Source organism: Paenibacillus dendritiformis (assembly GCF_021654795.1).
GTDB lineage: Bacteria > Bacillota > Bacilli > Paenibacillales > Paenibacillaceae > Paenibacillus_B.
Window position 1 is genome coordinate 5,416,751 of the sequence record NZ_AP025344.1, and the last position, 15,672, is coordinate 5,432,422.

A 15,672-nucleotide genomic window follows, 5' to 3' on the forward strand; every position below is an offset into this window, starting at 1 on the left:
CCTTCCCTGCGTTCCCGCGCCGATTCTCCCGGGCGCGCGGCACAAGATGCCCCGATGGCACGATGGCCCGGCGGATAAGAAAGTTGAGTATTTTGCGCCTCCCGCTTTATACTACTTTTAGAGCGAAGCTTGGCTTGGCTTGCATCCGTTCCCGCAGTCGGGAAGGAGAAGATGAAATTTACCTATTACATTGGTGCCGAACGCCATGCTGAAGGAGCGTGTTGACATGAACTGGTTGGCTGAAGTCGAGAAGAGAAAAGAAGAGCTGCTGCAAGACCTGCAAGGCCTGCTCCGGATCGAGAGCACGAAGGATAACGCTACGGCCGGGCCGGGACAGCCGATGGGACGAAATATCGCCCAGGCGCTGGATTATATGCTCGGGCTGTCGGAGCGGGAGCAATTCCGCACCGGCAACCTCGACGGCTACGTCGGCTATGCCGAGTATGGAAATGAAGGGGCGCCGGAATATGTCGGCGTGCTCTGCCATCTGGACGTCGTCCCGGCGACCGGGCAGTGGACCACCCCGCCGTTCGAGCCGGATATCCGCGACGGGAAGCTGTTCGCCCGGGGCGCGATCGATGACAAGGGCCCGACGATGGCCGCCTTCTACGGTCTCAAGCTCGTCAAGGACCTGGGCCTCCCGCTTAAGCGCCGGGTGCGCGTCATCTTCGGGACGGACGAAGAGAGCGGAATGGAATGCATGAAGACTTATACCGAGCGGGAACCAATGCCGGTGTCCGGATTCGCGCCGGATGCGGATTTCCCGATTACTCATGCGGAGAAGGGACAGATCAATACGAAGTTCTACCTCCGCGGCTTCGGCGGTTCTTCCTCCGGCGATTCTGGAGCGCCGCAATACGAGCTCGTCCGCTTCGATGGCGGAGGCATCGCCAATATGGTGCCGGAATCGGCCGCCGCCGTCGTCGCAGGCGAACCGGAAGCGCTCGTCTCCCTCGCCAAGCGGTATGAGGCGTACTGCGCCGATGCGGGACTGGCCGGCGCCGCGGAAGTGAGCGAAGGTCAAGCAACCCTGCGCATGCGGGGCAAATCGGCGCACGGGATGGAGCCGCATGTCGGCGTCAACGCCGCCTTGAAGCTCATCCGCTTCCTTGCGGGTTACGCCTTCCAGCCGGATGCCGCGCGGTATATCGGGTTCATTGACAAGCATCTGGTCGATGACCATCTGGGCACCGCCCTCGGCATTGCCTGTGTCGATGACATTACCGGACCGCTTACGGTCAATGCCGGTATTTTCCAATACGATGGCGAGTCGGCTCCGTTCTTCCATCTCAATATCCGCTTTCCGGTCTCCTATAGCTCTGCCGATGTGTTGAAGCCGCTGCAGGAGAAGATTGCGGAGTACGGCATCGAGATGGATCGCGAGATTGATCTGAAGGAGCCGCATCATGTCGATCGGAACCATCCGATGATTCGGACGCTCCAGCAAATCTACCAGGAAGAGACGCAGTTGGAGCCTGCGCTGCTCACGACCGGCGGCGGCACCTATGCGGCCTTCCTCGATAACGGCGTCGCCTTCGGCGCCCTCTTCCCGGGACGCGAAGAGACCGCGCATCAGGTCGACGAGCACATCATCATCGACGATCTGCTGAAGGCAACCGCCATCTATGCGCGGGCCATCTATGAGCTGGCCAATCTGGAAGACTGATGGAAGCGGATGGCTCGCTGCTCCGCCCTCTCCCGCCTCTATGGCGTGGCAATGAAATCGGACCCTCCTGGGCATATTAGGGATATAACGATGAGGGAGGGATTGGGAACGTGAGTGATTTGTTGAAAAAAGCGGTCTCCTTGGGCTGGGGTCTGGCCGTGGTCAGCAAAGAGAAAATCGAAGCCGCCGTCGACGAGCTAGTCCAGAAGGGACAGCTCGCTCCGGAGCAGTCCAAGGCGCTCGTTAACCAACTGGTGGAACGGGGAGAAGAGGAGCAGGCCTCCTTCAGCGCCTCGCTTCAGGATATGGTGAAGCGCAAGCTGCAGGACTTCGATGTGGCCGCCGGTTCCGACCTGAGCGCGCTGAAGCAGCGGGTCATGATGCTGGAGCAGCGGGTGGCCGCGCTCGAAGGGGCTGACCCGGAAGACCCCCGGGAAGAAGATGGACAGCCGAATATGGAGACGGACGGCCGTGCGGATTAGGCATGCCGGCCGCTGCCGCGATATCGCCATGGCGCTGATGCGCCATGGCTTCGGCTATATTGTGGAGGAAATCGGATTGCGCCGGGTGTTATCCCTGCCCCGCCGCTGGATTACGCAGGAGACGCTGCAGACGAAGACGCTGGGCGAACGCCTTCGCCTCGTGCTGGAGGAGCTTGGCCCGGCATTCATCAAGCTGGGCCAACTGCTCAGCACCCGGGCCGATCTGCTGCCGGGCAGCATTATTCATGAGCTGGAGAAGCTGCAGGACCAAGTGCCGCCCTTCACGGGCGCCGAAGCCGGGCGCATCATCGAGGACGAGCTGGGCCGGCCGCTTGGGCAGCTTTTTCTGCGCTTCGAGGATATCCCGCTCGCCGCCGCCTCCATCGGCCAGGTGCACAAGGCCTGGCTGCCGAACGGCGATGCGGTGGCCGTCAAGGTGCAGCGGCCCGGCATTACCTCCATTATCGAGCGGGATTTGGAAATCCTCCGGGGGCTGACCGAAGCGGCTACGCGCCGTTGGTCCTGGGTGTCCGAGTATCAGATTCCGGAGATGGTTCAGGAATTCGCCAAATCGATGATCGCCGAGCTCGACTATCAGCATGAAGGGCGCAACACCGACAAGATGGCGCATCTGCTGCGCAGAGACCCGGGCATCCAGATTCCGCGCATCGATTGGGATCGCTCTTCGGCCAAGGTGCTGACCATGGAATATGTGGACGGCACGATGCTGAACCATTATACGGAACGGCTTCCAGACGGGCCGGAGCGCAAACGGATCGCCGAACGCCTCGTGCACGCGATGCTGCATCTGATCTTCATCGACGGCTTCTTCCACGCCGATCCCCATCCCGGCAACATTATGGTGCTCGCCCAGAGCCGAATCGGCCTCATCGACTTCGGCATGGTGGGCCAACTGAACGGGGAAATGAAGGAGTATTTAGCGGAGCTGATTATCGCGCTGATGCAGCATCGAACCTCGGGCATGCTCCGTGCGATTGCGCGGCTCTGCCTCATCTCCGACAGGACGGACATGGATGCGCTTCGCCGCGACCTGGACCGGCTGCGGGACCGGTACTACGATGTGCCGTTCTCCGAGGTGAGCCTCGGCGAGTCTCTCCATGACTTGTTCGCCGTCGCCGAGAAGCACCGGATCGTGTTCCCTCCCGATCTGATTCTGTTGGCGAAGGCGCTGCTCACCTTGGAAGGCGTCGTGGAGAGGCTTGATCCGACCCTCTCCATCCTCGATATGGCCGAGCCGTTCGGCGTGAAGCTGCTGAAGGAAAAATACAGCTTCCGCCGCATTCAGAAGAAGGTGGTCGGCGGCGCGCTCGATCTGGCGCAAGCGGTGTCCGATCTGCCGATGCAGGCGAGCCGGCTGTCCTCCCTCCTCAGCCGGGGCAAGATCAAGGCCGAAATGGAGCTGCGCGATCTGGAGCATGTGCTGCACAAGCTCGATCAGATCAGCAATCGGCTCTCCTTCAGCATTGTGCTGCTTGCCTTCAGCATCATTATGGTCGGGCTGATCGTCGGCTCCTCGCTCAGCAGGAAGCCGACGCTGCTCTGGGATATTCCCGCGATCGAGATCGGCTTCCTTATCGCGGCCTTGATGTTCATCTGGCTGCTTCTGTCGATTTTCCGCTCCGGCAGATTCTAGCAAGACAGGGCGGGGAACTGGCCGATGACGCTTCTCCCCGCCTCTATCCCCTAGACTCCGCGCAACTGTGAAGCAGTTCCATCTTCCCCCGCCATCCCTCCGGATCCGGAGAAGCATAATCAATCTCTTGCTTGGAATTCACATAGACAAAGTAAGGATATTCCGTAACCCGGCAGGCTTCGAATAATTTCTGTCCGGCTTGCAAAAATCGGATCCCTGTACTATCGCTATAGAGGTCTTTGTAGCCGCCAATTCCGCCCTCCTGCAGCAAAACGGCCGCATGGGGATCGGATCCCCGCTCCCTATTTGACTGAATCCATCTCTCTAGTGAAGGGATGCAGTAAGGGCAATGAGAATCGATAAAAATAAGCAGTATTCCCTTCTTCTCTATGACATGGGTTAAATCAAAGAGAGTACCGTCGGCATCCGGCAAGACAATAGAGGGAGCTTGCTGGTTGAGCAAAGGGTACAGGCGGCGGCTCCCCCCTTCCTACGCCACTCATAATTTCGTCCTTGCGCATCTACCAAATTATGTATATACTCATTTCATATCATACTTATTTTTTACTATGATGGCAAATATTGATGAAAGGCGAGAAATGATGCATTCTTTTTCTAATATTTGGAACAGTTCCCGGTTTGCTATTCTTTATATCTGGAGATTGCACAGACCCTATTTTTACGTCTCCGTTGCGCTTTATCTCGCGCTAGGTTTCTTGCCTTTGCTGAGCGTGTGGACGATGCAAGAACTCGTGAACGAGGTTGTTTTCATCGCTCAACCCGGGCATGGATTCGCGAGAGCGTTGTCGATGTTAAGCTTCCAAATGGTCATCATCCTTTCTGCCTATATTCTGCAATTTTTCTCACAATTAAATGATCAAAAACTTGAAAATCAGCTCGGACTGGTGCTTAAAAAACAGATCTTCGGCAAAATTATGAATCTGCCCTACCCGGCCTTTGAGGATCCGTCTTTTTATGATCAGAACCAGCGAATTATCAATAGCCACTTCCAGATCGTTTCCCTGGTCAAGACCATCCTGTCTTTGGGAAGCACCATCATCACGGTTTTGTCTTTAGTCGGCTACATTACCAATATTCATTGGGGATTGCTGGTCATTATCTTTGTATTTTCGATTCCGATCCTGATGATTCATATCCGCTTCGGCAATAAAAGATATGCGCTCACTCGATTTTTGACTCCCTATCAGAGAAGAGAAATGTATATATCCGATCTCCTGAGCCAACGAGACTCTTTGAAGGAAATCCGCCTCTTTGGACTGGGCCCGCACCTGATCGACAAATGGTCTTCGTTCTATAAGCGGAGCGCGCAAGAAAAATACAATTTGTCCAAAAATCAAGGCATATGGGAGCTTGCCGGCAGTATGCTGCTCACATTAACCTATATCGTCTCCGGGATTCTCATTATCCTGCTGATCTCGGCCAAGAGGTTAGAAATCGGGGCGTTTGTGGCGGCCTTGCAGTCGATTCAAAATATTCAGTCGAGTTTGACCGAGATTTCCGCATCGCTGTCCAATATTTATGAGATCAGTTTATATATTGAAGATTTCAACTCTTTTCAACAAAAAAAGGAGTTGTCAAGTTCACCTTCTCGCATCAAATGCGGCGCTATCCATCGAATCAGCGTGCAAAATCTCACGTTTACTTATCCGAATCAAACCAAACCGGCTCTCAAAAATATTCATCTGTCTATTGAAAAAGGACAAAAGATCGTCATCATCGGAGAAAACGGCTCCGGCAAGACCTCGCTGATCAAATGCATACTGGGACTCTATGAAACGGGTGAACATACGATATGCGTCAACCAAATTCCTTTGCGCCATTATGATATTTCCTCCTACCATCAACGGATTTCCGCTTTATTTCAGGATTTCATCGAATTTGAATTCAGCGCCCGGGAAAATATCGGATTCGGCAATCTGAACAACCCGAGCAAGCCTGAAGTAATCGCTGCCGCAAAAAAAACGAAAATTCATGAACATATCTCAAATCTGCCTGAACAATATGAATCCCTGCTCGGACGTCATTTTGAAGGAAGCAGCGAATTATCCGGCGGTCAATGGCAAAAGCTGGCCTTGTCCAGAGCTCTCTTCAAGAACGGGGATATGATTATTCTGGATGAACCCACTTCATCCATGGACCCGGAATCGGAGCTTGATGTTATCCATGAATTATTTCAAGGGAACAATGACAAAGCGGTGCTGATTATTACGCATCGTCTTGGCGTCGCCGTGCAGGCGGACTATATTTTGGTGATGAAGGAAGGTCAAATCGTCGAGGAAGGCACACATAAGGAGCTTTTGCGCCGACAAGGAGAATACCATCGCATCTATCGCGCTCAGACCAAGATTTATAACCAAGAAAGCGGGGTTTTCGTCTAAACATGGCTCTCGTTTTGATGTTCCGGCATGTACTTGCCTTTTTGTTTTTCTCCACCTTTTTGCATAAAGCGCGGAACTATCGTGAACATATTCGCATCATGAACAATACGACATGCCAGACCTGCAAAAGCATACTGCCTGACTTAAAAAGAGCGGTTGACACTTGGGATATGCACATCGTCGTTATCAATACGGATAAGCAATCCGATGACGAAGAGATTCAAGCGATGCTGCCTTCCGGGATCGATTATATTCGCTCCCTGGACATCATGGAAGCCTATGGCGTCTCAAAAGTTCCCTATGCTTTTGTCGTGAATCAAAACGGAACACTTGAGTTCCATCAATCGTTACTGAATTCGAACATGCTGTGGAATATGCTGGCGAATGAATCGGCACGATCCCATGACCGGGTCCCCAATTCCTTATCGATATGAATGAGCAGCGTTCGCATGGGAAGAAAAACGGACAAGAAGAGAAGCGATTTTGCGCCTTGTCAGAGGCGAAATCGCTTCCCTGGTTCAATGCATTCTCATGCTGGACAACATAGGCTTGTGCCTAGCAACCGCATCTTACTTTACTTGGCCTCGTACACTCTTCCCCCGTATCCCGATCGACATAGTACTCCCAGGAGGATACTTTTTGGATAATGCAAAGGGCGTCGGAGCGGCAGGAGACGACTCTGCGCGTTAAGATGCAACGTGCGGCGGGAGGCTGGAATCCGGTCAACTTGCTTAAAAAGTTTTTCACTTTCATTACCTCCATTACCAATTACTTTTATTTCATGTATATAATATATCGTTTCTACCATAAAATCCATATTTCGTTTTACTATCAAATGTGAAATGCCGGCTATCGCAAAGCAATCCGTCTCCTATTTATGGATAATTTTATAGCCTATGCCGGGCGGACGGCAAAAGAAGACCCATCCGCGATGGGTCTTCTCCATATTGAGCGAGCAAGCGATTCACCGCTCTCTCATCCTCAGCTAGAATGAACGGGCCGCGATAAAATCAGGTCTTGGCGGCTTGCCTGAGTACGGCGGTTCAAGCTGATTATCGACACTGTTATAGACAATGAATACATTGCTGCGCGGGAACGGCGTAATATTGCTGTTCGAGCCATGCATCACGTTGCAGTCGAACAATAGAATCGAGCCGGCCTTGCCCGTAGGCGCTGCAATGCCGCCTTGATTCGCCAGATGAATAAGACTGTCCCGATCGGGAATGCCGTATTCCTGACGGCGCAGCGAAGATTTATAATGGTCGTCCGGCGTGGCCCCGATACAGGAGACGAACGTGCGGTGCGAGCCGGGGATGACCATTAATGGACCGTTGTTCGCATTGTTCTCTTCCAAGGCAATGGAGCAGCTCAATGCCCTCATGCGGGGCATGCCGTCTTCCACATGCCATGTCTCGAAGTCGGAATGCCAATAGAACTCTTTGCCCGTAAAGCCTTGCTTGAAATTAATGCGCGATTGGTGCACATAGACCTGACTGCCGAGAATCTGTTCCACGATCTTGATAATTCTCGGGTGATTCGCCAGCTGTTGGAAGATGCCTTCCCGGTGCACGGCAAAAATCGAGCGTATCTCTTCGCTGCCCGGCTCCCGAATCACTTCCGGCTTCGCGCTGCCCTTATAATCCTGGAACAAGCGGACCAGTTCCCGCTTCCATGCCTGCACCTCGTCCTCGCTGAAGAACGAATCCAGGAACAAGTATCCGTCCGCTTCATAAGAAGCAAGCTGATCGGCCGTTATCTCCGCCTGCCCGATCGCATGGTTGTAGACAACCGGATCCTGGCGCTTCAATAATAAGGTCTCCGTATTCACTCTGGACGGATACAGATCCGGCGTTCTTGCGGCCTGCTGAACTTGGCTTTGTCCTGTCAATATGATCGTGCTCCTTCCGTAAAAGAGAATGGCGGTTCGCGTTCCCGCTTTTTTCGTCATCGCTTCTATTCGTTCGCTTGCAACCACGCTTAGACTTCTAACGGATATGCGCCGTCCGCATCATGCACCTCATTGCCGGTGCAGGGCGGATTGAAGACGCACAGCATGCGCATCTGGCTCTTCCCTCTCAGCAGATGCTTCTCGTGGCCATCGAGCACATATAACGTGCCGGGTTGAATCGGATAGACGGCTCCGCTCTCGACGACCTCGATTTCCCCTTCTCCCTCGATGCAGTAGACCGCCTCCACATGATGTTTATACCAGATTTCGGTCTCCGTGCCTGCCTTAATCAGCGTATCATGCAAGGAAAAACCGACCCCGTCCTTCTTGAGCAGCAACCTGCGGCTGTTCCATGTCTCCGCCTTCACATCCTGTTCCGTACCGAGAATATCGGACAATTGCTTGACGATCATCGCAAATTCCTCCTAATTGTTCATGTTCTCCAACATTGCACGTGCCGCGAGAGAATGGCTGGCTACAGCTCTTCCGCCATTTCCTTCACGCATGTTCGCAAAATATCCAAGCCTGCAAGCAGACCCGTGTCATCAATCGTGAGCGGCGGCATAATCTTCGCCACTTCGCTGTCTGTACCCGATGTCTCCATGATGAGCCCTTTCGCAAAGGCTCTGGCGCAGAGCCGCTCCGCCATGCCCGGGATGCCGAAGGCGATCCCCTGCATCAATCCCCGGCCTCTCGCCGTTCCTTGTAGTTCAGGATATTGTGCGACCAGCTCTTCCAAGCAAGAGCGAATGATCTTTCCTTTTGCCACGATATCTTGCGTAAAGCGTTCATTCTTCCAATAGTCAAGCGCCTCGGCCGCAGTAATAAAAGCCAAGTTATTCCCCCTGAACGTGCCGTTATGCTCGCCAGGCTCCCAGATATCGAGGTCGGGGCGGATTAACGTTAGCGCCATGGGCAGCCCATACCCGCCTATCGATTTGGAGAGGCAGACGATGTCCGGCGTAATGCCCGCCCGCTCGAAGCTGAAGAAGGTCCCTGTCCGGCCGCACCCCATCTGCACATCGTCCACGATGAGCACAATCTCGTGGCTGCGGCAAATCCGCTCCAGCCGCTGCAGCCATTCATTGCTCGCCTCGTTAATCCCGCCTTCCCCTTGAACGGTCTCCACGATGATGGCGGCCGGCCGCGACACCCCGCTTCCGCTGTCATTCATATAGCATTCCATATAGTCGAGCGTGTCGATATCCGGACCCAGATATCCGTCATAAGGCATCGTGACCGTATGATGCAGAGGGATGCCCGCCCCTCGCCGCTTGAACTTGTTGCCCGTGACGGACAAGGCGCCAAGCGTCATGCCGTGGAAGGCATTCGTGAAGCTGAAGACGGTCGCTCGCCCCGTTGCCTTGCGCGCCAGCTTCAAGGCGCTCTCTACCGAGTTCGCCCCTGTCGGTCCGGGGAACATCACCTTGTATTCAAGTCCCCGCGGCTTCAAAATGACTTGGTGAAATTTCTGCAGAAACCGTTCCTTCGCCTTCGTGGCCATATCCAGGCTATGCGTCACGCCGTCTTGCTGAATATAGTCCAGCAGCTTCCGCTTCATCGCCCGGTTGTTATGCCCGTAGTTGAGCGCTCCGGCTCCGGCGAAGAAATCAATATATTCGCGATGGTCGGCATCCCACAGCTTATAGCCTTGCGCCTTCGTAAATACGGCCGGGAACGACCTGCAGTAGCTTCGCACCTCAGACTCCAACGAATCGAATACTTGCAGCGATGGCGTTCTTCCATCCAATACCTTCATGTCACCGTCTCCATTCTATCGTGTGTATTGTGGCGCAAAGGCCCTATGCGGATCAGCTTCTCCGTCTCATGAGCGCCTTCCGGAAAGAGATGAGCGGAGAATCCCGCCTTCGTCACGAGCGCGCTTTTCCATGTTTTCGCCATCTTGGCGAACAGGCGCTGGGAAGCCGTGTTGCTCGGCGTGATCGTCGTCTCTATAAACCGCACCCGAGCCCGGCATGCCGCATCATGCAATGTGCGGAGCAGCGCTTCGGCGATCCCTCTGCCTCGATAGCCGTCGCGCACCGCGATTTGCCATACGAAAAGCGTGTCCGGCATCTCTGGCGGCCGCAGCGCGGATACAAACCCGATAAGTTTCCGATCTTGTTCAGCCACGAAGCAGGTGTCGGCGAAATATTCGCACAGCATGATATAGCAATAGGCCGAGTTGACATCGAGCGTCCCGCTCTCGGTCGCCATCTTCCATAATTCCGTTCCATCGCCCTTCCGCGCGTTGCGGATTGCGCAGGGCAAGGAGCGCGTTACATTTGCTTTCATGCTCAGATCCCCTCCTCTTCCGCAGATGATGAAGCTTGCTGAAATCCTCCCTTATACCACGTCTGTCTGAAGCGGCTCAAAAAAGCTTGCAAACGCGGGCTCTCCGGGTGCTCGAAGATTTGCTCCGGGGTTCCCTGTTCGACGATGGCCCCCCCATCCGTAAAGATGATCCGATCGGCAATCTCCCTGGCAAAATCCATTTCATGCGTGATGAGCATCATCGCCATGTCGCCTTCGGCCGCCAAGTCCTTGATGACCGCCAGCACCTCGCCGACCAGCTCCGGATCGAGCGCGGAGGTCGCTTCGTCGAACAGCATCACCTTCGGACGCATGACTACGGCTCTGGCAATCGCGACGCGCTGCTTCTGCCCGCCGGACAAGCGCGCAGGGTATTCATCCACCTTGTCTGCCAGCCCGACCTTGGCCAGCATTTCCAGCGCGCGCGCTTCGGCTTCCTCCTTGCTCCATCCCAATACGTGCACCGGCGCTTCCGTTACATTGCGCAAAATGGTCATATGCGGAAAAAGGTGAAAGTGCTGAAAGACCATGCCGATTTTTCCGCGTACGTTGTGCAGATGCTTTTCCTTCGCCGCTACAAGCTTCCCCTTCACTTCCTGGTGCCACAGCCACTCCCCATCGACTTGAATCGTTCCCGAGGTGGGCCGCTCCAATGTCATCAGGAGGCGGGCCAGCGTCGTCTTGCCCGATCCGCTAGGGCCGATGACGGCAACCTTTTCCCCCGGATTAATGGATAGATTAATGTCCTGCAGCACGCTCACTGAGCCGTATGATTTGCAGATGTCCCGATAAATGACGATTGGTTCGTGCGCCGTGTCCAGGGCCAGCGGTCTGCATGGAACGCTTTCCATCTTTGCTCTACACCCCCTATTTGATCTGATACTTCCTCTCCAATCTGCCGACAAGCAGAGATGACGGATAGCTAAGCAGCAGAAACAATAAGCCGACCAGCGTAAAGGCTTCCAGATAACGGAATGAGCCGGAACCTATCGCTTTCGCCGTTTGCAGCAGTTCGACCAGCGTAATCGCCGATAAGACGGGAGTTTCTTTGAACATCGTAATCAAATAGTTGCCCATGACGGGAATGATTGGCGGTATGGCCTGGGGAAGGATGATGTTCGTCCATGACTTCCGCCTGCCGAAGTTAAGCGCCTTGGCCGCTTCCCATTGACCGGCGGGCACCGCCTCGATTCCCGAGCGAAATACTTCAGAAAGATAAGCGCTATAATGCAAGCCCAATCCGATGACTCCGGTGACAAACGGGGAGAATGAAATGCCGTAAAGCGGTAATGCGTAAAAGAGCACGAACAACTGAACGAGCAGCGGAGTGCTGCGGATGAATTCCATCCACGCATTCGCCAGCACGGATACGGCTCGATATCGGGATCGGCGGGCAAGCGCCAACGGCAAGCCGAGCAGACATGCCGCGGCAAATCCGAGCAGCGTCGCTCCGATCGTAATCGGAAGCACCCGCAGCAGCTGAGGAAGAATCTCCAATGCGTAGTCCCAACTCCACATGCGCTATATCCTCCCCTTCACGGCCCTGCGCTCCAAAAAACGAATGCCGAGCGTCAAGGTATAGGCCATGATAAAATATATCAGGAGCAATAACGCAAAAATTTGCGGCGTGCTGGAGTTGTCGAAGGAGCGTAATACCATCCCTTGGTAGGTCAAATCCATTAATGTGATGAGGTAAACAAGCGATGTCCCCTTCAGCAGCTCGATAAGCAGATTGCCGAACGAAGGCAGCATGAGCGCCATCGCCTGCGGCAGAATGATGTTTCTCATCCGGAGCCACGGACTCATATTAAGCGCGATGGCCGCTTCATATTGGCCCTTCGGCACGGACAGGATCGAACCCCGCACCACCTCGGAACCATACGCGCCATAGTTCAGGCCAAGCGCAAGCACGGCCGCGGTCATCGCCGGCATGCGGACGTCGAGCAGCATAGGCAGCGCAAAATATAACCAGAACAGCTGAACCAGCAAAGAAGTTCCCCGAAACACCTCTACGTAGACCCCGCTGACAAAGCGGACGATGCGGTACTTGGACAGGCGAGCCAATCCCGCCGCAAAAGCGCAGAAGAAGGCCAGCATCATCGAGAAGCATACAATTTGCAGCGTGACCCACGCTCCTTGCAGCAGCGCAGGCGCATATTCAAGCATGGCGGAAGTCCTCATGGCTTCACTCCTGCGACAGCCGTTCCGCCGTCATATCTCCAGGCAGCTCCTGCTCCGTGAACCCGAACGGCTCAAGCAGTTCTAGCAGCTTGCCCGACTGCTTCAACGCTTCCAGCTCTTGATTGAATGCTTCCCGGAAGTCGGCATCTTCCTTGCGGAACGCCGCCGCGCCATAGCCTCTTACGCTTTTGCCGTCAATCTCGGGCTGCTCGAAATCCATGACCCGCTCCAGTTGATCATCCTTCGTGGAGTCAAGCATCGCCTGCAAGGATGGTCCCGTCATCGTCACCGCATCCACACGACCCGCCTGCAGCGCCGAGATGGCCGACGGTTGATCCGGCACCGTTACGATTTGTTCCTTCGCGACACCTGATTTCGCTAAATATTCGAGCTCGATGGCCCCCACCATGACAGCGACCTTGACATCCTTGCTGCGGGCAATGTCCTCATAGCTGCGCAGATTGGATGGGTTCCCCTTCTTGACCGCGAGCGCCTCGCCAATGCTGTATTCGGGGTTGGCGAAGGCCACTTCCTTGCTCCGCTCGGGATTGATGAACATTCCCGCGGTGATGATGTCGAACCGCTTCGCCTTCAACCCCGGAATGAGAGAACCGAACTCCGTCAGGACGCCGTTCATCTCCTCGATGCCCATCCGTGTCAATACTTCCCGGGCCACCTCCACGGCCTCGCCCGTCAGTTGGCCATCCGGCGTGGCGTACGCATACGGCTTCTCATTCGCGAAGCCTACGGTAACATATCCTTCCCGCCTCGCCTTCTCCAAGGCCGTCTCCTGCCCGGACGATGTTCCGCCGTTGGGTTCGGTCCGGCTATCGCCAGGTTGCGAAGCGCAGCTTGCCAGCAGGATGGCCATGACGCAGCATAACGCATACGAATACCATTTCTTCATCCGACAACCTCCTTTTTCCCTTTTTTTGGGGCCCTATTCAAGGGTAACATGTTCCTCCCTGTATCTCACCCTTGATATTCCCACTTTATTCTTCCTCAGCCCTCCTGACCTGGGAACAGGGGAGATTAGAGGGAGGATCCAAAAAATCCCTCCCATATCCTTCCCTATAGGGCATGATATGATTTTTTAAAAACCAGCTCCCGGAAGAGAAAAATAAATAAAAAACCGCAACAGAAAAACGTTCATTCACTGATTTCACAGAAAATGAACGTTTTTCGCCCATATTAGACAAATTCAGACCTTCAATCGCTTGCAAAATAGAAAAAGAGAGAAATCCATCCTTAGAACAAGCCGCATTCCCGCACAATGTCCCAGCTATCCAGCGTCGTCGCCTCGGCCGCAGTCATGCCGGTGCGCGCGAGGAATGACTGGACGGCCCGGTATCCGACGGCATATCCGGAACAGTCCGACAGGCCCGCCGGCGGAAAGCCCTGCGCCCGCGCGATCTCGTCGCCGAACATATAGGCGGCCACTTCGGCGAATCCCTTCGTCGTGAGCCGCTCCCCAATCACCTCGATCGAATAAGCGAGATCCTCTTCGTCGAACGAGGCGACCCACGGCCCCAGATGCTCCTCCCCATACATCTCCTTGGCGAATGATTCGGCCAATCCTTCGATGACGAGGTATTCGCCGAGCGTCACATTGCCGTGATCCCAATCGGTGTAAGAGAAGCGGAGATTGTGGTGGAATTCATGAGCCAAGATCGACGGCAGCCGAGGCAGATTATATTCCGTCGGGTACACGATAATCTGGATATACCCGGGAATGCCGCCGAAGCCGGTGTAGCTGCGCTGCAGGCGAAGCTTGTCCGGATCGGCGAGGAAGAAGCCGCACAAGATCTCATCCGCCTTCACCTTCAGTCCGAAGCGGCCGGCATAATCGACGCACTGCGCCAGCACTTGCTGCGCCTTCTCCGGCCAGCCTTGCTCCCGCAGCGTCTTCATCGCAGGCTGCCCAAGGTCATCGCGTGCGGCATCGAGGCAGCCGAGCATCCCGGCGGCCATCACGACATCATATCCGCCGGGCTGCGCCGCCTTGAGCGGCACCTGTATCGTCGTCCACATCGGCTCGAACGGCTGCATCAGCTCATAGCGGAACAACTGCTCCCGCTTGGCTGCCGGTTGAGCATACATTCGTTCATACGTGGCCATCGTATCGATGACGTTAATTTTCATGGTAATTCCCTCCTGTTATGTCGCGCCGATGCAACGTTGATGTAGAGACTGCGCATCTGTTACTGTGCATCTGCTGACTGCGCATCTGCTGACTGCGCATCTGCAGCTCTGGCTGCGCATCTGTAGCTCATACTGCGCATCTCTAGCTCATACATCACCGCGATGAACTGGCGTCTCCTATGCAGTGTACGGGGTGACGCAGCGAGAGGGTCAAGCCGGAAAATGCGGAATGGCGGGAAGCGATAGCCCGGATGTTATATAATGAGGAGTAGAATGAAAGAGTGCTTGCTTGCTCCGCAGCGGGTACCTTCCGTTCCTGAGGAAGATGCCCGGGACACGGCTTGGGGTAGCACTTCAGAGCAATAAGGATGGTGTATGATGGCCTTCGGCATATCCCGCATGGAGCTCAACGAGTGGAAGCGTCGCGTCGCTCGCGGGGAAATCGCTTATTTGACGCATTATTGGCAGGATGAACGCTTCCCGGGAATCACGACCGTCACCAAGGTCGGATGTGCCGATATGGCCCGCCTGACCGCCTGGTGCGTACAGCATGGTCTGAACCCGCGCTATATCCATGCCCGCCGCCCCTTTCCCCATTTTGATCTCATCGGCCCGCGCCAGCGGGAGATTCTGCGGCAGGAGGGGCAATGGGAGCAGCTCGAACGGTTCCGGCTCACATAGAACAAGCGGGGCGCATGAGGAGCCCCGCTTCAGACTGTCGGCAAAATCGTGTCGACAGTCTTTTTTCTTATGAAGGTGGGGCCGGGAAAGGCAGGGCAGGTCAGGCTAGGTGAGAGCAAGCTGCTCCACATGAAAAATGCTGCACCAGCGCAGCATTTTTAATCTTAAGAGGCTAAATTCCGAGAAAATCCTGCAAGGTTACATCA

The 15,672-nt window shown here is 54.9% G+C and carries 15 protein-coding genes; 6 read left to right on the top strand and 9 right to left on the bottom strand.

The features are described from left to right. Positions 1–226 precede the first annotated feature (226 nt). The 5 genes from pepV to L6439_RS24075 all read left to right on the top strand — a co-directional run bounded on the left by pepV (position 227) and on the right by L6439_RS24075 (position 6,635). Positions 227–1,666, top strand: coding sequence for a dipeptidase PepV (gene pepV / locus L6439_RS24055; protein ID WP_172879109.1), 1,440 nt, complete (start codon positions 227–229; stop codon positions 1,664–1,666). Between the two features lie 110 nt (positions 1,667–1,776). Next, positions 1,777–2,148: a phasin family protein gene (locus tag L6439_RS24060; protein WP_168178128.1), complete on the top strand. Its 372-nt coding sequence runs from the start codon at positions 1,777–1,779 to the stop codon at positions 2,146–2,148. Next, the gene (locus L6439_RS24065; protein ID WP_213471167.1) at positions 2,108–3,802 is read left to right on the top strand and encodes an ABC1 kinase family protein; all 1,695 of its coding nucleotides are present in this window, start codon (positions 2,108–2,110) and stop codon (positions 3,800–3,802) included. The genes L6439_RS24060 and L6439_RS24065 overlap by 41 nt, the downstream gene beginning before the upstream one ends. 455 nt (positions 3,803–4,257) lie before the next feature. After that, positions 4,258–6,201 carry an ABC transporter ATP-binding protein gene (locus L6439_RS24070; RefSeq protein WP_213471165.1) on the top strand — a complete coding sequence of 648 codons (1,944 nt, stop codon included), beginning with the start codon at positions 4,258–4,260 and terminating at the stop codon, positions 6,199–6,201. Between the two features lie 2 nt (positions 6,202–6,203). Continuing rightward, positions 6,204–6,635, top strand: a complete 432-nt coding sequence (locus tag L6439_RS24075; RefSeq protein ID WP_213471164.1) for a TlpA family protein disulfide reductase — start codon at positions 6,204–6,206, stop codon at positions 6,633–6,635. Positions 6,636–7,186: 551 nt separating this feature from the next. On the opposite strand, the gene thpD is transcribed toward L6439_RS24075, so the two are convergent. The 9 genes from thpD to L6439_RS24120 all read right to left on the bottom strand — a co-directional run bounded on the left by thpD (position 7,187) and on the right by L6439_RS24120 (position 14,785). After that, the gene (thpD, locus tag L6439_RS24080) at positions 7,187–8,089 is read right to left on the bottom strand and encodes an ectoine hydroxylase (RefSeq protein ID WP_168178133.1); all 903 of its coding nucleotides are present in this window, start codon (positions 8,087–8,089) and stop codon (positions 7,187–7,189) included. Between the two features lie 89 nt (positions 8,090–8,178). Further along, complete coding sequence (locus L6439_RS24085) at positions 8,179–8,562, bottom strand: ectoine synthase (protein WP_168178134.1); 384 nt, start codon at positions 8,560–8,562, stop codon at positions 8,179–8,181. Positions 8,563–8,624: 62 nt separating this feature from the next. Further along, complete coding sequence (ectB, locus tag L6439_RS24090; RefSeq protein ID WP_213471163.1) at positions 8,625–9,908, bottom strand: diaminobutyrate--2-oxoglutarate transaminase; 1,284 nt, start codon at positions 9,906–9,908, stop codon at positions 8,625–8,627. After that, entirely contained in the window at positions 9,905–10,444 is a 540-nt protein-coding gene (gene ectA / locus L6439_RS24095; protein ID WP_168178136.1) for a diaminobutyrate acetyltransferase, read from the bottom strand. Before ectA ends, ectB begins: the two co-directional genes overlap by 4 nt. A gap of 2 nt (positions 10,445–10,446) precedes the next feature. Continuing rightward, on the bottom strand, positions 10,447–11,313 hold the full coding sequence (ehuA, locus tag L6439_RS24100) for an ectoine/hydroxyectoine ABC transporter ATP-binding protein EhuA (protein WP_168178137.1): 867 nt from the start codon (positions 11,311–11,313) through the stop codon (positions 10,447–10,449). A gap of 16 nt (positions 11,314–11,329) precedes the next feature. Further along, the gene (ehuD, locus tag L6439_RS24105; protein ID WP_168178138.1) at positions 11,330–11,980 is read right to left on the bottom strand and encodes an ectoine/hydroxyectoine ABC transporter permease subunit EhuD; all 651 of its coding nucleotides are present in this window, start codon (positions 11,978–11,980) and stop codon (positions 11,330–11,332) included. Positions 11,981–11,983: 3 nt separating this feature from the next. Beyond that, positions 11,984–12,643, bottom strand: coding sequence for an ectoine/hydroxyectoine ABC transporter permease subunit EhuC (gene ehuC / locus L6439_RS24110; protein ID WP_213471162.1), 660 nt, complete (start codon positions 12,641–12,643; stop codon positions 11,984–11,986). 4 nt (positions 12,644–12,647) lie between these two features. Then, a complete protein-coding gene (gene ehuB / locus L6439_RS24115) occupies positions 12,648–13,550 on the bottom strand; it encodes an ectoine/hydroxyectoine ABC transporter substrate-binding protein EhuB (protein WP_168178140.1) in 903 nt (300 codons plus the stop codon). A 341-nt stretch (positions 13,551–13,891) separates the two neighbouring features. Then, on the bottom strand, positions 13,892–14,785 hold the full coding sequence (locus L6439_RS24120; protein WP_213471161.1) for a DUF2268 domain-containing putative Zn-dependent protease: 894 nt from the start codon (positions 14,783–14,785) through the stop codon (positions 13,892–13,894). A gap of 378 nt (positions 14,786–15,163) precedes the next feature. Between L6439_RS24120 and L6439_RS24125 the strand changes: the two genes are divergently transcribed. Beyond that, on the top strand, positions 15,164–15,466 hold the full coding sequence (locus L6439_RS24125) for a hypothetical protein (protein WP_213471160.1): 303 nt from the start codon (positions 15,164–15,166) through the stop codon (positions 15,464–15,466). Positions 15,467–15,672: the final 206 nt, after the last annotated feature.